14 protein-coding genes are annotated in these 20,202 nt (G+C 52.7%); 2 read left to right on the top strand and 12 right to left on the bottom strand.

All coding sequences use genetic code 11. From position 1 onward, the window contains the following. The first annotated feature begins 286 nt into the window (after positions 1 to 286). Positions 287 to 1,954, top strand: coding sequence for a DEAD/DEAH box helicase (locus OOT00_RS00790; protein ID WP_265423383.1), 1,668 nt, complete (start codon positions 287 to 289; stop codon positions 1,952 to 1,954). Between the two features lie 116 nt (positions 1,955 to 2,070). Then, a complete protein-coding gene (locus tag OOT00_RS00785) occupies positions 2,071 to 2,286 on the top strand; it encodes a hypothetical protein (protein WP_265423382.1) in 216 nt (71 codons plus the stop codon). Between the two features lie 28 nt (positions 2,287 to 2,314). Here the strand turns inward: OOT00_RS00785 and OOT00_RS00780 are convergent, their stop codons facing one another. The 12 genes from OOT00_RS00780 to OOT00_RS00725 all read right to left on the bottom strand — a co-directional run bounded on the left by OOT00_RS00780 (position 2,315) and on the right by OOT00_RS00725 (position 20,153). Then, positions 2,315 to 2,950, bottom strand: coding sequence for a class II aldolase/adducin family protein (locus tag OOT00_RS00780; RefSeq protein WP_265423381.1), 636 nt, complete (start codon positions 2,948 to 2,950; stop codon positions 2,315 to 2,317). A gap of 139 nt (positions 2,951 to 3,089) precedes the next feature. Continuing rightward, positions 3,090 to 4,046, bottom strand: coding sequence for an electron transfer flavoprotein subunit alpha/FixB family protein (locus OOT00_RS00775; RefSeq protein ID WP_265423380.1), 957 nt, complete (start codon positions 4,044 to 4,046; stop codon positions 3,090 to 3,092). After that, positions 4,046 to 4,834: an electron transfer flavoprotein subunit beta/FixA family protein gene (locus tag OOT00_RS00770; protein ID WP_265423379.1), complete on the bottom strand. Its 789-nt coding sequence runs from the start codon at positions 4,832 to 4,834 to the stop codon at positions 4,046 to 4,048. The genes OOT00_RS00775 and OOT00_RS00770 overlap by 1 nt, the downstream gene beginning before the upstream one ends. A 119-nt stretch (positions 4,835 to 4,953) precedes the next feature. After that, on the bottom strand, positions 4,954 to 7,017 hold the full coding sequence (locus tag OOT00_RS00765) for a (Fe-S)-binding protein (RefSeq protein WP_265423378.1): 2,064 nt from the start codon (positions 7,015 to 7,017) through the stop codon (positions 4,954 to 4,956). Positions 7,018 to 7,398: 381 nt separating this feature from the next. Continuing rightward, complete coding sequence (locus OOT00_RS00760; protein WP_265423377.1) at positions 7,399 to 9,201, bottom strand: acyl-CoA dehydrogenase; 1,803 nt, start codon at positions 9,199 to 9,201, stop codon at positions 7,399 to 7,401. A 76-nt stretch (positions 9,202 to 9,277) separates the two neighbouring features. Next, entirely contained in the window at positions 9,278 to 9,889 is a 612-nt protein-coding gene (locus OOT00_RS00755) for a TetR/AcrR family transcriptional regulator (RefSeq protein ID WP_265423376.1), read from the bottom strand. 294 nt (positions 9,890 to 10,183) lie between these two features. Beyond that, on the bottom strand, positions 10,184 to 11,782 hold the full coding sequence (locus OOT00_RS00750; RefSeq protein WP_265423375.1) for an ABC transporter ATP-binding protein: 1,599 nt from the start codon (positions 11,780 to 11,782) through the stop codon (positions 10,184 to 10,186). Between the two features lie 2 nt (positions 11,783 to 11,784). Then, on the bottom strand, positions 11,785 to 12,825 hold the full coding sequence (locus OOT00_RS00745; protein ID WP_265423374.1) for an ABC transporter permease: 1,041 nt from the start codon (positions 12,823 to 12,825) through the stop codon (positions 11,785 to 11,787). Next, on the bottom strand, positions 12,825 to 13,916 hold the full coding sequence (locus tag OOT00_RS00740) for a microcin C ABC transporter permease YejB (RefSeq protein ID WP_265423373.1): 1,092 nt from the start codon (positions 13,914 to 13,916) through the stop codon (positions 12,825 to 12,827). Before OOT00_RS00740 ends, OOT00_RS00745 begins: the two co-directional genes overlap by 1 nt. Before the next feature lie 144 nt (positions 13,917 to 14,060). Continuing rightward, positions 14,061 to 15,863, bottom strand: a complete 1,803-nt coding sequence (locus tag OOT00_RS00735) for an extracellular solute-binding protein (RefSeq protein WP_265423372.1) — start codon at positions 15,861 to 15,863, stop codon at positions 14,061 to 14,063. Between the two features lie 354 nt (positions 15,864 to 16,217). Further along, complete coding sequence (locus tag OOT00_RS00730; protein WP_265423371.1) at positions 16,218 to 19,064, bottom strand: M16 family metallopeptidase; 2,847 nt, start codon at positions 19,062 to 19,064, stop codon at positions 16,218 to 16,220. A 48-nt stretch (positions 19,065 to 19,112) separates the two neighbouring features. Then, positions 19,113 to 20,153, bottom strand: a complete 1,041-nt coding sequence (locus tag OOT00_RS00725; RefSeq protein WP_265423370.1) for a tetratricopeptide repeat protein — start codon at positions 20,151 to 20,153, stop codon at positions 19,113 to 19,115. Between the last annotated feature and the right edge of the window lie 49 nt (positions 20,154 to 20,202).

The raw sequence follows: 20,202 nt of genomic DNA, 5'->3' as shown, positions 1-20,202 counted from the left end.
CTCATTCTCCCGCATCCAAAAACGTACCTCCTTACTAAAAAAGAGACCAACATCAGCAGGTCTTTTTTTCTTGCATTTTAATGCAAACCATACTACATATCCAAATGCCGTTTTGGATGGGCCTTGCTGAAAACATACTACTTTTCCTGAAGGTCGGGGATGGCACCCCTCCCATAACCACGGAACCATTACGTGGTGCGGGTCATCCCTTCACCCACCGGAAGGGGAGTTTCCCCTGAACCGGAAAGCGTGCCCGTCACGCTTCATCTTATCTTCAGGAATATTCATGACTTTTTCAGAATTTAATCTTCACCCCCGTATTCTCGATGCACTCAACCTTCAAAACTTCAGCGACCCCAGCCCTATCCAGCGCTCGGCCATTCCCCATCTGCTGGCTAACCCGGAGCAGGATGCACTGCTTCTTGCTGCAACAGGAACTGGAAAGACAGCCGCCTACGGTCTGCCCATGATCCACCATCTCGCGGAGACACCCGAAACAAAAGGCATCCGAGGCCTGGTTATTGTCCCGACAAGGGAGCTATGCATTCAGGTTGGCGAAGCCATTACCGCTTTTTCTTCCCAGATTCCAGGTTTTGGCGTCTGCATTGCCTACGGAGGATCCAGCATCAGTCTTCAGGCCCGCGCCCTGAGCAGAAAACCATCCATACTTGTGGCTACGCCCGGTCGGCTTCTTGATCTTGCCGCCCGCAGAGATGCCGATCTTTCTTCCGTTGAGCGTCTTGTTCTGGATGAAGGAGATGAACTTCTTACGCCCGGCTTTCTTGAAGATATTCATAAGATTCAGGAATATCTGCCAAAAGAACATATCCGTACCATGGTATCCGCCACTTTGCCGGACTCCATTAAGTCTGAAGTCTTCACTCTCCTGAGAAAACCGGCTGTCATACGGGCCGAAGACAGCCCCGAATCACCGGACCGGCTGGAACATATCTGCCACTGCATACGGGAACGCCACCGCTTCCCTGCACTGCTTCGTGTACTGCAGGCCCACCCCGGTGCCCGCGCCCTGATTTTCTGCCGTACACGCAAAGAATCTCAGGAACTGACTGAACGACTGACAGCATCGGGCTTTCCTGCCGAAGCCCTGCATGGTGACCTTTCTCAGGCCCAGAGAGAAACAACGGTCAACCGTTTCCGCACGGACCGCTTCCGTCTTCTCGTTGCCACCAATGTGGCAGCCCGAGGCATCGATCTCCCAGGACTTCCTCTGGTCATTCACTACCGGCTGCCCGAAGTATCCGAAACCTATACCCACAGATCGGGCCGAACAGCCCGTGCCGGGCACAGCGGCATTGCCGTCGCCCTCATCTCTCCGGAAGAACGGGGACGCATGGCAGCCATTATCAGAAGAGCAGGCCTTTCCTTTGTGCCAAGCCCCCTGCCCGATCCGGTAGAAATCCAGGAACGCCAGCTTTGCCACCTTGCGGAAGCCATTCAGAACAATCAGCCTGTGGATGCGGCCCTTATGGAAGATGCAGAAAAACACATGGCTTCCTGCACAAGGGAAGACCTTATCCGTGCACTGCTTGCTGCCCATGCCCCGACCCTTGGCAATTTGCCCGGCGCCCATGAAAAACTGGATGCACCCATGAATGCACCAAGAACGGCCCGGCCTTTCCAGAAGTCTGGTCAGGCCCCTTCCTCCGGCCGCAACAACAGCCTGTGCCGCTGCTTTGTCAATGCCGGCACACTGGATGGGCTGACCCCCGCTTCCATGAGCCGCTTTATTGCAAAAACAGCCGGAATTCAGGCAACCCGTATTCGTAAAATTGATATGCGCCGGGAGTTCTCCTTTGTGGACGTGGAACCGGACATTGCGGCTCTCCTGAAAAAACATATCCGGGATATCCCTCTGGGAACCCGCAGCGTATCGGTCAAGGCTCTGGCACCAAGGAAAAACGCACGCCCTGACTACAGGAAGCAAAGCGCCTGATAAAAGACGTCCTTTCATCACTGTGCAGCACTTCTATACAAATCATTACATAAGAACCAGAGGTCTTCTGCCATGCAGTTGCCTCTGGTTCTGCAGCTTTACAATGGAGTTTTCGCATGCAAAAGAATACATTCGGAACGCGCGAATATAAAAAACGGGAAGAGGCTTTCAAAAATCTTCCTGCCAATGTTCGCAACAGCTTTACACCCGAAGAAAGGGAAATCTTTCTCCACAGCGAGGTCTGGCCAGAAGATCTTTGCGAAAAACTTTCTGAATTTCTTTTTCCGGCGGAGGATGAGGTCACGGACAAAGGGAAAAAACCACAACCATAAACCAACGCCCCCCCATTCATCTGCCGTACTACAAGGGGTTCCGGTAGCTTCTAAATTTTGTAAGAACCGGCCCCATGGCCTTTTCATCCAGAATTACCGGCTCCCCTACCGCTTTTGCCCGAAGATAGACCCCCGCAACAAACTCTATTTCTTCTGCAATATTAAAAGCTTCTTTCAAATCCGTCCCGATGGCAACCAGGCCGTGGTTAGCAAGAATAAGAGCTTTTCCACCTACCATCCCGCGAACTACCTGCTCCGCCAGCTCGCTGGTACCAAAAGTTGCATAGGGAGCCACGGGAACCTCGCTTCTTTCTGCAAAGCCCACAAGATAATGCACGGCAGGAAGCGGCCAGCCCAGACAGGCAAGGGTAGTTACCCATGGGGAATGGGTGTGCACTACCGCTCGGATATCCGGTCTTGCGCCATATAGGCAAAGATGAAAATCCAATTCACTGGAGGGCTTCCTCCTGCCCTGAAGCACCCTGCCGTCAAGGTCCACCAGCACAAGATCATCAACTCCCATATCCCCATAATCCATGGCACTGGGCGTTATCAGAACACCGTCCTGAACCCGCATGCTGAGATTGCCACCGGAACCAGTCGTCAGACCTGCCGCATGCATTTTTCGGCCATATTGTAAAAGCAGCAAAGATGCATCTGTCATTTACGCTCCTTTGTGTGACTATCCTCAGTCATCATTCCATGATCCGTATTTTCTTCATTATCAAAAAAGCCGGAACCCTCACAAAAAAAGGTTCCGGCTTCTTGCTTACACAAAGACTCAGACTACAAGACTCTTATTCTTACAGCTCCCCAAGGGCTTCGGTCAGCTCAGGAATGAACTCAAGAATGTCTGCCTCGATACCCACATTAGCCACCTGGAAGATGGGAGCATTGGGGTTTTTGTTGACGGCAATGATCAAGCCACCTTTGATACCACCCATGTGCTGGAAGGAACCGGAAATACCCATGGCAAGATAAACCTTAGGCTTAACCGTTTTACCGGAGGTACCTACCTGACGGGAAGCGTCCATCCACTTGGCATCCACGATGGGACGGGAACAGGAAACCTCTGCCTGTGAACCGATGGCCTTGGCCAGCTCATGGGCCAGCTCTATGTTATCCTGATCTTCAATACCACGGCCGACAGAAACAAGAACTTCCGCCTTGGTAATATCCACATCACCGGCCTCAGGCTCACGGACTTCGATAAACTTACGCTTGGCGGAAACATCACCAACAGCTTTTTCTTCAACGGCACCACCAGCAGCAGCACCTTCTTCAGCAGCAATAGCACCGGGACGGATGGTAATCACAGCACCTGCGGACATATCAACGGTAACATGAGTGGAAACCACACCACCGAATTCCTGGCGGACAACCTTCAGGGTATCTCCGTCTGCGCCTTCAATAGCCACAACATCGGCCACAAAAGCACCACCGGTTTTAACAGCAAGGCCGGGGGCCAAATCCATGCCAAACGTGTTGTGGGCCATCAGAACCACAGCACCGGCATCCAGGTTGTTCAGAAGGGCCTTGCGAACCACTTCCGCATTGGGATAGGCCAGCTCGGCAGCATCCATCTTCCATACAGCAGGAAAAAGTTCGGCTGCCTTGGCAGCAGCTGCATCCACGCCGGAACCACTGACAATGGCTGTTACAGGTGCATCGGTAAATTTCTTGGCGGCAGCGGCAAGCTCAGCTGCAGAATCATCCAGAACGCCATCATTATGCGCTACGAAAGCATATACAGTTGCCATTACTTCAGCCCTCCATTCGCCTTCATGATGTCAATGAGTTTAGCAATGATTTCTTCCGTACTGCCGGTAAGCATTTCCGCACCTTCACCGGTTTCGGGGATGAAATAATCAACCCTCTTGGTCTTGGCACCTGCGGCACCCACCGTGGCAGGGTCCACACCCAGAGCGTCAGCATCATATTCCGGAATTTCAATACCGGAAACCTGACGGATACCCTTAATACCCACATAACGGGGCTCATTGATACCGGTCTGAATGGAAAGCACACAGGGCAGCTCAATCTCATTAATTTCCTGATTGCCGCCTTCAATTTCACGACCAACGGTCAGCTTGCCGTCACCCACTTCAATCATGTTTACCAGAGAAGCATAGGGCAGATCCATCATGGCTGCCAGCATACCACCAACGGCAGCATAACCGGCATCGGCCTGGGCACCTGTCAGAATCAGGTCATACTTACCTTTTTCCACAGCAGCCTTCAGAAGAGTGGCCACACCCATGGCATCGGAATCCTCAAAGGCTTCATCATTGAGAAGGATACCGTTCTGGGCACCCATGGCCATCTCACGGCGAAGAACTTCGTCTGCATCTTCATCACCTACGGTTACAACCGTAACCGTTCCGCCAACCTTGTCTACAATCTGAATAGCTTCTTCAACGGCATAGTTGTCCCACTCGTTGACAGAGTAAACCAGATCATCACGCTCGATGTCATTCCCCGCACTGTTGAGCTCAATTTCGTTCTCCGCAGTATCGGGAACTCTCTTGACGCATACCAAGATTTCCATGAATTCCTCCCAGTTAAAATAATGTTTGGCCAACTTTTTCTCAGGGTTCCCTATGGAATCATGACAGCAAAACCCCCTGGCCGAATCCGGTACCGGACTTCCGGTACCGGACATGGGCTTTATCGTACCATATGCTGCTCAATGAGCTCCGCCAGATCCAGAGCTTCCATCTTACCTTCATAACCGGCAACCTTAATGGCATCTTCCATATTAACCAGACAGAAAGGACAGGCCGTAACAATCACACTCGCCCCTGCCTTGGCTGCCATCTTCACACGGAGAACAGCCATACGCTCTTCTTCGTGGGGTTCATAGAACAGCATCAGACCACCACCGGAACAACAGAATGAACGATCTCCGCTTTTCAGCATCTCAACGGTACGGATACCCGGAATTGCGTTGAGGGCTGCACGGGGATCCTCATACACGCCATTATGACGTCCCAGATAACAGGGATCATGGTAGGTGTAAACCTTTGTTGCATCTTCAACGGGCTTCAGCTTGATTTTTCCGGATTTCACGGCGCGGGTGATAACGGAACTGATGTGCTCCACCGGAATGGACAGGTTATAATCGTTTTTAAGGGCATTGAAAGCATGGGGATCTGCCGTTACGATACGCTTGGCACCGGACTCCTGGATCTGCTCCATGTTATGGTTTTTCAAATCCTGATACAGGAATTCCTCACCAAAACGGACTACCTCATTGCCGGAATCCTTTTCCGCCTTGCCAAGAATGCCGAAATCTTCACCGGCAGCCTGCAGCAGCTTGGATGTGCTCTTGGCAATATTCACCATGCGGTCGTCAAAGGATGTAATGGAGTCCACAAAATACAGCGTGTTGACCGTTTCTCCTTCCACAACCTTGACCGGACATTCCTCCGCAATGTCTTTGGTCCAGTCAGCACGCTTCTTCTCCATTTTACCCCAGGCATTCCCGCGTTTGGCAAGAGCCTGCATGGGCTTCTGAAGGGTCTGGGGAACCTCACCATCATCAACAAGGCCCCGGCGTAAATCCACAATCTTATCTATGTATTCAATACCAATGGGGCATTCCTGCTCACAGGCACCACATGTGGTACAGCTCCAGATTTCATCCTCTTCATAGACATTGCCCATCAGGTTTTCACTCTTCAGAATGGGACCGGACAGAGGATAGGTATTGAAGACCGCTTCACGACCTTTAATAGAGATAAAGCGGGGAGACAGGGCACGACCTACGGTATTCGCCGGGCACTGATCAGAACAGCGGCCACAATCAGCACAGGTGTAAAAATCAAGGATGTGCTTCCAGGTGAAATCTTCCAGTTTTTTCACACCAATGGACTTCAGGTTTTCCATCTCCTCGGCACTCAGACCATACTCGATGGGCTTGATATTCCCTCTCCGGATCCGCATGAAGTAGACGTTGAAAAGTGAGGTGATAACATGGAAGTGCTTGCCCAAAGGCAAAAAGCAGAGAAAGAAAAAGAAGGTGAAATCGTGAATGAAGTAAGCCGCCACATGCAGAGTCTGCAGAGTCTCCATGGGTGTAGTCAGCAGGCTGTTCTTCAGGAACCAGGGAAGACTTCCCGGAGGCAGAAAGTGGGCATGGGCACCGGTCTGGATCTGGGCAGCAACAATGGCAGCCTCAAAAAGAGACTCGGAAACCATAAGGGTCATGATGATGCAGAGAACAAATACAGCTTCAGCAGTATGATCTTTTCCAAAGCGTGCGGGAACCTCATAGCGCTCAGGCCGGAAAATACCACGGCGGATGGCAGCCACAAAGCAGGCAATGAAGACAATGGTTGCCGCATAATCCTTAGCAACATTGTATACCATGCCGATAATCTGATCATGGCCGAATCCCGGCAGGGCAAAATCGGGAATCACACCAATCACCACAAGGCTCATGGACCGAAGAGCCAGCACAAGGAAACCGAAAAAGATAAGAATGTGCAGCACGCCGCCCATCATGTAACGGGGCTGACGGATCTGACCAAGCCAGATCAAAGCCACATTCCAGATGCGCTGGGGGATGGCGTCGAAACGATCATCCTTGCGGGCTCTGGTCAGCGGCGCTATCCGCTTGGCCATGATGTAAGTAAACAAAGCAATACCCACGATTGGTATCAGCACGGAAAACAATACCGTGGGGATGCCTAAAAACGTGTACTGCGCGGGCGCAATCAATGGTTCCATGGAATCATTCCTTCCCCTGACTAAGTCCTGAAATTGATAAATGGTTACAGACCAAAAACTTTTATGATGCGAATTTATTTCCGCAGTATCGCTGGGTATATGGATCGGAACACACTTAATAAAGAAAATGCGGTTCCGTCAAGTAAAAAAACGGCAAACAGCTTCCGGCCCTTCCTTGTTTTTCGGTACTCTCCGTCTTTTTTTGCGAATCTTTTTCCGCAGAGACATCCATGGGTGGTGGTCCCTGCCACTTCCCCGTGCCCTCCACTCCGTGCCCCCGAAAAAAACAGTTCTTTTAAAAAAAAACCGGGGACAAAGCCCCGGTTGAATACCGGCAGGATTCCCGAGGAACCCGCCCTCATTTTTCATATACGGCTTTTTTCAGGAAAGGAAAGAGTCTTCTTCAATGGAAACGGAAGCATCCGCCATGCGAAGAATGGCATTCATTTTCCCATCGGCCACCGGGAGCTGATTAAAAATAAAGAACTCTGCAGATTTAATAATACCGTTATAAAAGGCATCTTCCTTTTTCTTCTTCCCCAGCTTTGACTGAGCGATGGTAGCCCGCCACAGAAGCATCCATGCGGCGGTGAGGTCTCCCACCACATCGAGAAAAGGATGAGCAAAACTGAAGGCGGTCATGACCTTTTCACTCATGGCGGTTTTCCCCATGTGCATGGCCACTTCGCCCAGTTTGTTCAGGCTGGCTTCGGTCTGGACAGCCAGGGGTGCCAAGGCATCAACGCCTTTGGCCTCGGCAACGGCAGCACCGATCTTCTGCAGGAGCGACATAAAAATTTTACCTTTTTTCATACCCAGCTTGCGCCCCAGAAGATCCATGGCCTGAATACCGTTGGTCCCTTCATAAATCAGGGTGATGCGCACATCACGAAGCAGCTGGGCCAACGGATATTCCTCAATAAACCCATACCCTCCGTATACCTGCATACCCTGAGAAACCACATCAAAACTACGGTCCGTCACATATCCCTTACCAATGGGCGTCAGTACTTCAACAAGCCCTTCATACAGCTCTTTTTCTTCCGGATCTGTCGCCAGATGAGCCATATCATCACAGTAAGCCAGATAATAAAGGATGGAACGCATGGCTTCGGTATAACTTTTCATCATCATAAGCTGACGCCGCACATCCGGATGCTGGATAATAGGAACGCCACCGGCCTTGGGATTGGTCAGAAGAGCACCCTGAACGCGCTCTTTCGCATAATTCAACGAGTACATATATGCTGCGGATGCACAGGCAAAACCCTGCATTCCCACCAGTTGGCGGGCCTCATTCATCATGAGGAACATGTGAGCCATTCCCTTGTTGGGCTCACCAAGAAGTTCACCAACACAGTCATCCTTACCTCCAAGGGCAAGGGAACAGGTGCAGTTGCCATGGATACCCATTTTGTGCTCGATACCTGTGCAAACCACATCATTGAAAGCACCCAGGCTGCCATCGTCATTGACGCGATATTTGGGAACAAGGAAGAGAGAAATGCCTTTGGTACCCGCTGGAGCACCTTCAATGCGTGCCAGCACCGGGTGAACAATGTTCTCAGAAAGCTGGTCCTGCTCACCTCCGGATATAAAGATCTTGTTACCTACAATCCTGTAGGTTCCATCGGACTGGGGGTAAGCCATGGTTTCAAGGGCTCCCACGTCCGAACCGGCACAGGCTTCCGTGAGAAGCATAGTGCCACACCACTCCCCGGTATAAATTTTTTTAAGAAAAAGCTGCTTCTGTTTATCCGTGCCAAAGGTTTCCACCAGCTTGCCTGCGCCATGGGTCAGTCCCGGATACATCATAAACGGATAATTAGCCCCGTTGAAAAATTCACTGGCTGCAAGGGCTACGGTTTTCGGCATGCCCTGCCCACCCCACTCGGGGTCCTCGCTCATGGCTGTCCATTCACCCTTTTTCAAAAGATCATAGGCACGTTCAAATGATTCAGGAATCCGTACCTTACCGTTCTCAAAGGTACAGCCAATAGTATCTCCATCCTTCCAGGTGGGGAGAAGTTCTTTAATGGCAAGGTTTCTTGCCTCGTTGACAATCATGTCCACGGTTTTTTTGTTAAAATCCGCAAACTTTTCCTGTTCGGCAAATTTGCCTACTTCAAGCTGTTCATGCAGAACAAAGTCCACATCCCGTCTTTCAGAAATCAGCTGCGCCATCTTCCGGTCTCCTTGCTGGTTGTGTGTGTTGGTTTTTCAGGTTAGGCATAAAAAAAATTGTAATTCAATCGACGCATCAGTCCTCGGAACCAGCACCAATGCCCCGAATAAAAAGGTCCACAAGAGGGTCTGCCATGCTGACCAGATCATACTTCCCTTCGGCAAGCACCCAGGTACTGACCACCTCATCCACAGCACCAAGAATGAATCTTTTCACAAGGGCCAGGTACAGGTCTTTCCGGATAAGACCTTCCGCCTGACCTTCTTCAATTATTTCCGCGATAAGCTCCCTGTAACGGGATGAGATGGCATTCACCTGCTCTGCCATGGCATGAATTTTCCGGCTTTCGGCCTGAAAGACCACGGCCATTTCCCTGTCTTCCTGAAAGGCTTCCAGGTGGCAGGTAATCAAACGCGCAAATTTTTCCCTTGCCGTGCCAGCCCCATCAATGGCCTTGCGGAAACGCAAAAAAATATCATCAGCCCTTGCCTCAAAAAAACGGGCTAAAATATCGTCTTTATTTTTAAAATAGAGATAAATCGTTCCGTCAGCCACACCGGCTTCTCTGGCAATCTCCGATATGGTCGCCCGGAACACTCCCCGCCGGGCGAACACCGTTATGCCTGCCTGCAGAATCCGCTGGTACTTATCCTGCTTATCGATCCGAGAAATAAGAACCTCCCTCACCAAGAGAACACTGTTTCAATCCGTAGCCACACTAAAATAAGGTAACAAAACAAGGGTTCCATTGAATGGCCCCACCAATTTTTAAAAATGAAGATACCTTCAAATAACAATCATAAACAGGAACTGTCAAGACTTTTATAATCGTAAAACCCTATAGAGAACGATGTTTTTCGCGGGAAAAGAAAACGGCCCTTCTCTTGCCCTCCGTCAGTCAAAGGGGAAAAAATACGGAGATCAAAATGGCCTATGCTGTACGGTGAGAAACACGGCGACAAACGCCTTCCGGGCCTGCTGTCAAGTCAGAACAGCGGACAAAAGACTGCGCGTATATCCATGCCGGGGTGCTTCAAAAATGGACTCCGCCTCTCCCTGCTCCACGATACACCCGTCTTTCATTACCGCTATTTGATGACTGATGGCACGAATCAGCTTGAGATCATGGGATATAAAAAGATAGGCAAGTCCCCGTTTCTGCTGCAACTCCCTGAGAAGTGCCAGCACCCGGAACTGAACGGCCCGATCCAGCGAAGATGTTGGTTCATCCAGCACAAGCACATCCGGGTCCAGAACCAGCGCCCTTGCGATGGCTATGCGCTGACGCTGGCCTCCGGAGAACTCATGCGGATAACGGAAACGCATATCAGGATCCAGCCCCACTTCACCGAGCACTTTTACCACTTTATCATCTTGTTTTTTTCTGTCCCCGATACGGTGTACGGCCAGTCCTTCACTGATAATTTCGCCCACACTCATTCTGGGACTCAAGCTTGCAAAGGGATCCTGAAAAACCACCTGAAAGGAGCGGCGCAAAGGGCGCATCTCCTTCTGAGCCAACCCATGGATGGGCTTTCCGTTCAGAAAAATTCGCCCCTCACAGGCCAAAAGCCTGAGAACAGCAAGCCCCAGACTGGTTTTGCCCGATCCAGATTCCCCCACCAGTCCCAGCGTCTGCCCTCGATGCAGGGTAAAACCGGCACCACAAACCGCTTCAAACCATTTTTTTTTCCCAAACCATCCCCTTCTCAAAGGGAATCGCACAGTAATACCGGAGGTTTCCAGTACAGGATTCCCACCGGACTCTGAAAAAGGAAGGGGATCGATGACTTCAGCAATCAAAAGATTCCGGGTACAGGCATGATCCCCGCCCCCATTGAAAATATCCCGTGTCTTCCCTTCTTCCACGATACGCCCATCCTCCACCACAGCCATTCGGTCGGCCACATGGCGGATCACACCCAGATCGTGGGAAATCATCAGAATGGCCATCCCCATTTCCTTCTGAAGCCGTACAAGGAGTTCCAGAATCTGAGCCTGAACCGTCACATCAAGAGCTGTGGTGGGCTCATCAGCAATGAGAAGATCCGGTTTATTGGCAATGGCCATGGCTATCATCACCCGCTGGCGCTGACCGCCGGAAAGCTCATGGGGCCAGGCCTGCATACGGCGGTGGGGTTCGGAAATACCCACATAATCAAGAAGTTCCTGTACACGGCACTGAATCTTTTTTTTCCCTGAAACCGTGCCATGGACGTCCAATGCTTCGCCGATCTGCTTTCCAACCCGATGCAAGGGATTCAAGGCCGTCATGGGCTCCTGAAAAATCATGGCAATACGGTTGCCTCTGATGGCCTTCAGCTCCGGAGCATCCATGGACAACACATCACGGTCACGGAAACGTATACAGCCGGAAACCCTGCACCCGGGAGGAGGAGGAAGAAGCCGCATAATGGCATGGGCCGTAAGGGACTTGCCCGAACCGGAGGCCCCCACAAGACCGAGGGTTTCCGATGGATGAATATCCAGACTTATCCCCTTCACCACTTCCTGTGGGGAAAGTTCTTTTCTATGAAAAGCAATGCGGAGATCCTGTATGGAGAGCAGGGGAGCATGCATACTTATCCTTCCAGCCTGGGATCAAAGGCATCCCGTACGGCCTCACCGATAAAAACAAGGAGACTTAAAAGAAGCGCCAGCACCATAAAAGCAGCCATACCCAGCCAGGGAGCATGTAAATTGGCCTTGCCCTGTGCCAGCAACTCGCCCAGGGAAGGCGAACCCGGTGGCAGGCCAAACCCCAGAAAATCCAGGGCCGTAAGGGAACCGATGGCCGCACTCACCTGGAAGGGAAGGAAGGTCAGGGCCGCAACCATGGCATTGGGCAGGATGTGCCGATACATGACCCGACCGTGTCCCATGCCAAGAGCTCTGGCCGCCCGTACATACTCAAGATTCCTGCCCTTCAGAAATTCGGCCCGGACCAGGCCCACCAGGTTCATCCAGCCGAACAGCAGCATGATACCGAGAAGCCACCAGAAATCCGGCATAATGAGGCTGGATAAAAGAATAAGAAGATACAAAACGGGAAGACCGGACCATATTTCCACCATGCGCTGCCCCGCAAGATCCACCCAGCCCCCGAAATACCCCTGCACGGCACCCACAAGAATACCCATGGCAGAGCCAAGGCCAGCCAGGCAGATGCCGAACAGAACAGACACCCGGAACCCGTATATCAGTCGGGCCATCACGTCGCGGCCCTGATCATCCGTTCCCAGCCAGTTTTCGGAGGAAGGCGGCGCAGGAAACGCATGACTCCTGCCGAAATGAACGGTTTCATAGGAAAATGGAATGAGCGGCCACAGCATGAAGCCACCCTTTTCAATCAGTTTCCGCACATGCGGATCCCTGTACACCGCTTCTGTGGCAAAGTCACCGCCAAAACGGGTTTCAGGGTAAGAAATCACAACGGGGAAAAAGTGCTCTCCCTGAAAATAGATATAAAGGGGCCTGTCATTGGCAACCAGCTCGGCCCCAAGGGTCAGAACAAAAAGAACCGTAAAAATCCACAGAGACCCGTACCCCCTTCTATTCGAGCGGAACTGCTGCCAGCGTCGCACACCGGCAGAACCTTCGGATACAAAACCTGATCCGGCCATCAAACCTCCCTGCTTTCAAAGTCAATTCTGGGATCCACCAGAGAGTAGGTGATGTCGCTGATGAGACCGAGCAGGAGCCCCAGAAGGGTAAAGATATAAAGAGTTCCGAACATAACGGGATAATCTCTGCCCATGGTAGCCTCAAAGCCCAAAAGTCCCAGTCCATCCAGGGAGAAAATCACCTCAACCAGAAGAGAGCCCGTAAAGAACATGGACACAAATGCAGCGGGAAACCCAGCAATCACAATCAGCATGGCATTGCGGAACACGTGCCCCACCAGCACCCTGCGCTCGCAAAGCCCCTTTGCCCGGGCCGTAACCACGTACTGTTTATGGATTTCATCCAGAAAGGCATTTTTGGTTAAAAGGGTAAGGGTGGCAAAACCACCAATGACAAGGGAGGTGACGGGCAGGGCCAGATGCCAGAAATAATCGACGACTTTACCCCAGAACGAAAGGTCCGAAAAATGGGGCGAGGTCAATCCCCGCAGAGGAAAAATCTGCAACCATGCACCACCTGCAAACAGAACCACCAGAAGAACGGCAAAAAGAAAAACGGGCACAGCATTGCCCAGCACGATGAGGGAAGAAGTCCATATGTCAAAACGGGATCCGTGGCGCAGGGCTTTCACCACTCCCAGAGGTATGGAAACAAAATAAATAATCAGCGTACTCCACAAACCCAGTGATATGGATACGGGCAATTTTTCTCCAATGAGTTTCAGCACCGGGGTACTGCGAAAAAAGCTCTCTCCAAAATCAAACAGGAGATAATCCTTCAACATGCGAACGTAACGGACATGAAGGGGCTGGTCAAAACCATACATGGCCTCAATACGCTCCACCAGATCAGAATCCAGGCCTTGCCCGCCCCGATAACGCGATTCGTGGCTGCCCGTAGCCGCCCTCACCTCAGAGCTTCCCACACCGGAAATCCGTGATGTGAGGGAAGTTCCCCCCTCCTCCAGCTGATGGATCATCTGCTCCACCGGTCCACCGGGTGCAGCCTGAATCACAAAAAAATTAATGGTCAGAATGCCCAGCAGTGTGGGGATGATCAGCAGCAGCCTTCGTGTGATATAGGAACCCATCCGTACCTCCGCGGTTCAGTCTCAGGCAGGAGTATCTTTCAGCCAGCCCCCATACAGGTACGGCCATATCCGCAACCCCTGCCCCTTATTCAGTCCGTCTGCACATGACCCTTGCGCTGCACCGGCTCTCCAAACCGAGCCCCTTCATGACCCGGCATTCCTGTCCCACCAGGTCCACAGTCCCAGACCATAAGGAGGATATTCATAGGGCATGGCAATATGACTGCGGTAGGCCAGCCGAAAAAAAGAGGTGTGCCAGTTGGGCACTACATAATAACCGTGGCGCAGCACCCGGTCCAGACTGCGGCAGGCATCCACCAGAGTATCCCGGTCCGGGGCCGTGGCTATGGCCTGCACCAGAGCATCCACGGCCGGATCGCAGATTCCTGCCACATTGCGGGATCCCGGGGTATCCGCCGCCTTACAGCTCCAGAAATCCTGCTGCTCATTCCCCGGATAGAGGGACTGGGGGAAAACGGCAACGGTCATGTCAAAATCAAAACGGCGCATACGATGAATATACTGGGAAGGATCCACTACCCGCACCCTCGCATGGATTCCCAAACGCCGCAGATGCTGCACATAGGGAAGCATCACCCTTTCAAATGCCGGATTACTGAGGAGAATTTCAAAACGGAAGGGTGTTCCTTCCGGTGTCTGGAGCTGTCCTCCCTGCAGGGTGTATCCCGCCTCTTCCAGAAGGGCTGCCGCATGAAGAAGATGGCCCCGCATGAATCCCGTGCCGTCACTTCCAGGCGGCAGAGGTACGGTTCCAAAAACTTTTTCCGGCAAAAACTCTTTCAGAGGTTTCAGATAGCGCAGCTCACCTTCCGAAGGCCAACCACTGGCTTCCATATCAGAATTACTGAAATAGCTATCCGAACGGGTATACTGATCATAAAAAAGAGCCCGATTGCTCCACTCAAAATCAAAGGCAAGATGTAAGGCTTTGCGTACCCGCGCATCCTGAAACAGAGGACGCCGGGTATTCATGGCAAAGCCCTGCATCCCTGCAGGAAGTCTGTGCTTCCTTTCCTTTTTCACAATGCGTCCGTCCCGGAAAGGAGCGCCCGTATATTGGGTAGCCCATATCCTCGCCGTATACTCCTGACGCAGATCATAATATCCCGCCTTGAAGGCCTCAAGAGACACCGTTGCATCCCTGAAATATTCATAACTGACCTCATCAAAATTATACTGCCCCCGGTTCACAGGAAGATCCCGCCCCCAGTAATCCGGATCCCGGACATACACAACCCGCCTTCCCGGCACATGGCTTTCCAGCTTGTAAGGACCGCTTCCCAGGGGAACCCGAAAACCCGATCGCCCGAAGTCCACCCCTTCCCAGTCCTTTTCCGACAAAACAGGAAACTGCCCGAGGATCAGGGGCAGCTCAGGGTTATCCGAAGCCCTGAAGTCAAAACGGATTCTCCTTTCATCTTCCACCACCACACCGGTCACATCCCTGTAGTATTTGGCATAATGGGGCCTGCCTTCCGACACCAGCTTTCTGAAGGAAAAGGCCACATCCGAAGCCCTTACCGGACTCCCGTCATGAAAGCGGGCTTCCGGATGGAGGGAAAAGCGTACCCAGCTGCCATCCTTCGCCAGCGTTACACTGTCGGCCAGAAGAGGGTACATGGCAAATGGTTCATCTTCCGATGAGGTCATGAGGGTATCAAAAAGAAGGCTGAGACCGGAGGCTGCCATGCCACGGAGAATAAAAGGGTGAAAACTGTCAAAGCTGCCCAAGGCTTCCATACGCAGGGTCCCGCCCTTTGGGGCCTTGGGGTTGGCATAGGCAAAGTGACTGAAATCAGGGCCATACATAGGGCTGTCACCCAGGGAAAGGGCGTGTCTTGAACCATCATCCGCCCAGGCACCGGCCCAGAGCGCAAGCCATAGAAATAAAAAAAAGACTCTGCTCCTTGTGCGCCATTCCCGCATCTGTGCCACCTTTCAAACAACCCTTACTAGCAGGGAGAAATGAAGTCACCTTAGCACGCCTCCCATCATTTAGCATCCAAAAGCCAGGACCATAAACAGGCTTTCCATAACAACTGCCAGAAAAGGAAAGCTGCTTCAGGTCACCATGTCTATAAACTGGCAAAAAAATCAGGGGCAGAAGATGTCAACGCCGGTTCCCTGCCCTTCTCCCTTCAAAGCAGACACTCCCTTTAGAGCCTGTCTAAAAATCCCTATCCGAACAACTCGGCACACAATATTTTCCTGCATTGCCAACCTATCATTGTCATATATTGTGCACTATTGGCTGCAAACTTTTATTTTCGGACAAACTCTCTACCAGAAATGCCTCTCTCCGTTCTCCGTATCCATGCGCAGAAAGGAGGCCTTTTCAGGATCCAGAATCCTGTTCGCAAGGGCACTCAGATCCTCCACGTTCCATGTTCTGTAATCGGATATGAGGGTTCTGGCCCATTGGCGCACCTCTGGCCTTGCCCCGGAACCATCCAGAACAGCCAGGAGCCAGTAGCGGTTATCCTGCTGCCGGGTTTTCAGGCTGTTGATCAGCGGCCCCCTCACCCTTTCCAGCAACGCCGGCTCCACTCCGGTGCTGCCGAGTTCGGCGGCAAGGGCCCGAATGCGCCCTGTCACCTCATCGGCAGCCTCGGGTGCTACGGACACTGCCGCCATGACCCCTCCCCACTCCGGCCATGCCGGATGGCTCCAGTGCCATGCAAAGGGAGCATAGGCTACGGCCATATTCTCCCGGATTTCTTCCCTGAGCCGCTCGTCCATAATGGCGGAGAGAAGATTAACCCCTCTGTGCTGCAGGGAGGAGGAAATTCCACCCGTGGGGAACCCCCACTGCACCATGCTGGATGGGGGGCTGGCGGACACGCTTTGTTTTCTGAATGATCCCTCCACAAATTCCGGAGCCTCCCTCATCATACCCGCATTCTGCCCGAATTGCAGAGACCTTGGACCCAGAATACGGGCCACCAGCAGCTCCACCGTAGGAGGGTCCACATCACCCACCACGGATATTTCCAGAGAATCGCCTTTCAGAGAAGGTGCCAGCCACCCCCGTATGGCATCCAGGGACCATGCACCCGCCGCCTCCGCTTCCGGTGGACAGATTCGCGTATCACCACCGGTAAAAAAGCAGGAACTTTCCCGCCGAAAAGTTCTTTCCACACTCCCCTTTGCCTGATCAAGACTTCTAATATAGCGGTCTCTGGCCAGATCCAGTGCTTCCTGCCGGAATCCCGGATCCTCCAGCCGTGCACGGAGAAGGTGTATCAAATTTTCAAGTTCCGCCTTACGGGCCTCCCCGTCAAAATAATGGTGGTCAACCTCCATGCCCATACGCAGAGAAATCCGTTTACCAGCCAAAGCCCCATCCAGATCCTCCCGGGTAAGGGCAGCCGTCCCTGAAAGATTGAGTGTCTCCGCCGCAACAAAAGAAAGACCCGGCCACGGTTCACCGCTGCGACCCGTTCCCAACCGCACCCGCATCCTGACACGACCTGCTTCAAAATCCGTTGCCTTCACATGCAGAAGGGTCCCGTCCTCGAAAAGCACATCCCGGATACCCAGTGCCGGATCCTCCCAGACCTTTTCCACCCGGCCCCTTTCCTCCGGAGACGGGAGATAAGGGAAAACAGCCCCGTCCTCCCAGGGTATTTTTGGCGGAAAACCATCGCCAGCAGCCAGATACCGCTGCCGCATCCGGCTTTTCACCACATCCGGACCGGCCCCCATCCCTTCTCCCGTCACCCATACCAGACGATGGTTACCGGACCAGAGTTCCCTGAATACCCGGTTGACCTGATCAAGGCCCACGCCTTTTACAAAGGGAATCATATGAACTGCCATGGCCGGAGCAGCCACAGGAACCCGATGGCTGTAAAGAGCTTCGAGCAGCTCATCAGCCAGCTCCCGGCTGCTCTGCCTTGCCGCTGCATCAGACCGGTCTTCATACCAGGCAATGAGTTCCCTGCGCACCCTTTCCAGCTCCGCCGGTGCAAAGCCATGAACCAGTGCATCCCGCAGGGTGCGGACACTCACTTCCAGGGCGTCCTCCCAATTCCCGTCCCGGCAGATCACCCGCATATCTGTCATGCGAATACGCCCATATAAATCATAGGTAAAAGCTGCTGTGGCCAATGCGGGCAAATGGCCTTCCTCCTTCAGCCTTTCCAGCCGGAAACCCAGAATGCGCATACCTATATAACGCAGCACCTCCTCCTGTTCGGTCTCTGAAGTGTGACTGCGGACTTCCATGGGAACAACCGTTGAAACCCCCATATTCAGCTCACCGCTTCCCACTTCCTGGTGGCAGAAAAACCGCAGTCCCTCATGAAACGGAATCCCCACAGGAGGCTCTTCAGGAGCCGGCAGCCCCCTTTCAGGGAAACCAAAGGCAGGGTACATTTCCTTCTTCACGGCTGCCGGATCCATATCCCCCACCACGAGAAGCACCATACGATCCGGTCTGTACCAGTTGTCATAAAAAGCCCTGAAATCGTCCGGGCCAGCGGACAGTATCACAGAACGATGACCAATGGGGGGCCTCTCCGGTATGCGGCTCCCTTCCAGAAAAAAGGCCTGCTTCGCCTGATGAAGGCGATAGGCTGCAGAATCCCTGTCCCTTTTCTCCGCAAGAATAATCCACCGTTCCCGGTCAATTTCCTCGGGAAGAAACAGGAGTTTACCTGCGTAATCCGCCATGATTCGTAAGCCTTTCGCAATGGTTTCCGGCCGTCCTTCCGGAAGCACAATGTCATAGACCGTTCGGTCAAATGCTGTATGCGCATTGGTGTCGCCGCCAAAATTCATACCGATTTCCTGAAAAAAGGGTACAAGACTTCCCGGCGGGAAATGGGTGGACCCGTTAAAGGCCATATGTTCCAGATAATGAGCCAGACCCTGCTGTCCCTCCGCTTCATGGCGGGAACCGGACCGGACCAGCAGATGCATATGCACCCGGCCTGCGGGATGATCATTCGGATAAAGCAGGTAACGGAACCCGTTTTCCAGCTTTCCATAAATCAAAGCCGGATCCGGAGTCAGGTCGCTGTTCTGCCACGGCCAGTCCACTCCCTCTTTTTCCGCCAGAGCCCACGGACTGCCATGCAGTAATAGGATCAGAAACCATACCCCAGAAAGAATACGGATTCGCATACATCCCCCCTGTTATTGTTTTTGCCTGCACGCACACAGGCTTCCATTTTAAGGATTGCTTTCCAGTCTCTTCATACGATCAGAAAGACCCTGCACAGCTTCTTTCCATGCGGGATTTTCCAACAGCCTGGAAAAATACAGTCCGGCTTTTTCATATTCCCCCAACTCCCAGTAACAAAGCCCCCTCGCGTAATGGACTTCCGGATTTTCTTCCATGCGGTTCAAACGGGCAAGGGCCGCACGGGGATCTCCCTGCTGTATACGGATACGGACCTCCAGCATTCCCGCCTCCGTGCCACCGGTCTTTTCCAGAAGATCCAGAGCTTCCCCGTAAATTCCCGCTGCAAGGAGATAGCCCACCCTTTCCTGCTCCCACCCCGATCCTGCATTCTGAAGACTTCTGGCCGCGGAAGCAAAAAGCCCCTCCCTTGCATACAGCCTGGCCACCTGCACCCAGCCATCCGGCTCTGAAGGCCCCATTCCCAAGGCTGTCTCCATGGCCAGGGCAGCCCTGCCCGGATTGCCCGCCAGATGCTCCACCTGAGCAAGAAACTGCCAGTCTGAAGCATGCCCACCATTCCGGGTAAACGCCCTGGCCCTTCCCAGAATCTCCTTCTCCGGAATACCTGCCGCAAGGGCCGCATGGAGAAAAAGACGGGTTCTGCTTCCGTCACCGTCCTCTTCCATCCATGGAATGAGAATGTTCATGGCCTCCCGGAATCGTTTTTCCCCGTACAGACAAAGGGCCATACCATAGGCATCTTCCCCTTCACCCGAAAATGAAAGGGCACGTTCAAAAGCTTCTCTTCCATCTGCCCAGCGTTCCATACCATGAAAAGCCCAGCCCAGGTTCCGCCAGAGAAGGGCATCCGTGTCATCCCTTTCCAGCCCTTTGGCAAAGGCTGCTGCAGCCCCTTCCCTGTCCTGCATGCGGAGCCGGGCAATCCCGAGAAGCTGCCAGAAAAAAGACTGCCCCTTCCGTTCCGCTTCCAATACCAGCAGCCGCTCCAGAGCCTTTTCATTCTCTCCGGACTCCAGCTGCTGCCTGACCTGCTCCAGAACATCACCCGCACGGAATTCAGAAGCCAAGGGAGGCAGACTCCACAAACCGAACCATACTGCAAGCACTGCAGTCAGA

It is taken from the genome of Desulfobotulus pelophilus (assembly GCF_026155325.1).
GTDB lineage: Bacteria > Desulfobacterota > Desulfobacteria > Desulfobacterales > ASO4-4 > Desulfobotulus > Desulfobotulus pelophilus.
Note: the sequence above shows the minus strand (reverse complement) of the source record. Positions and strands in the feature narration are given on the sequence as shown.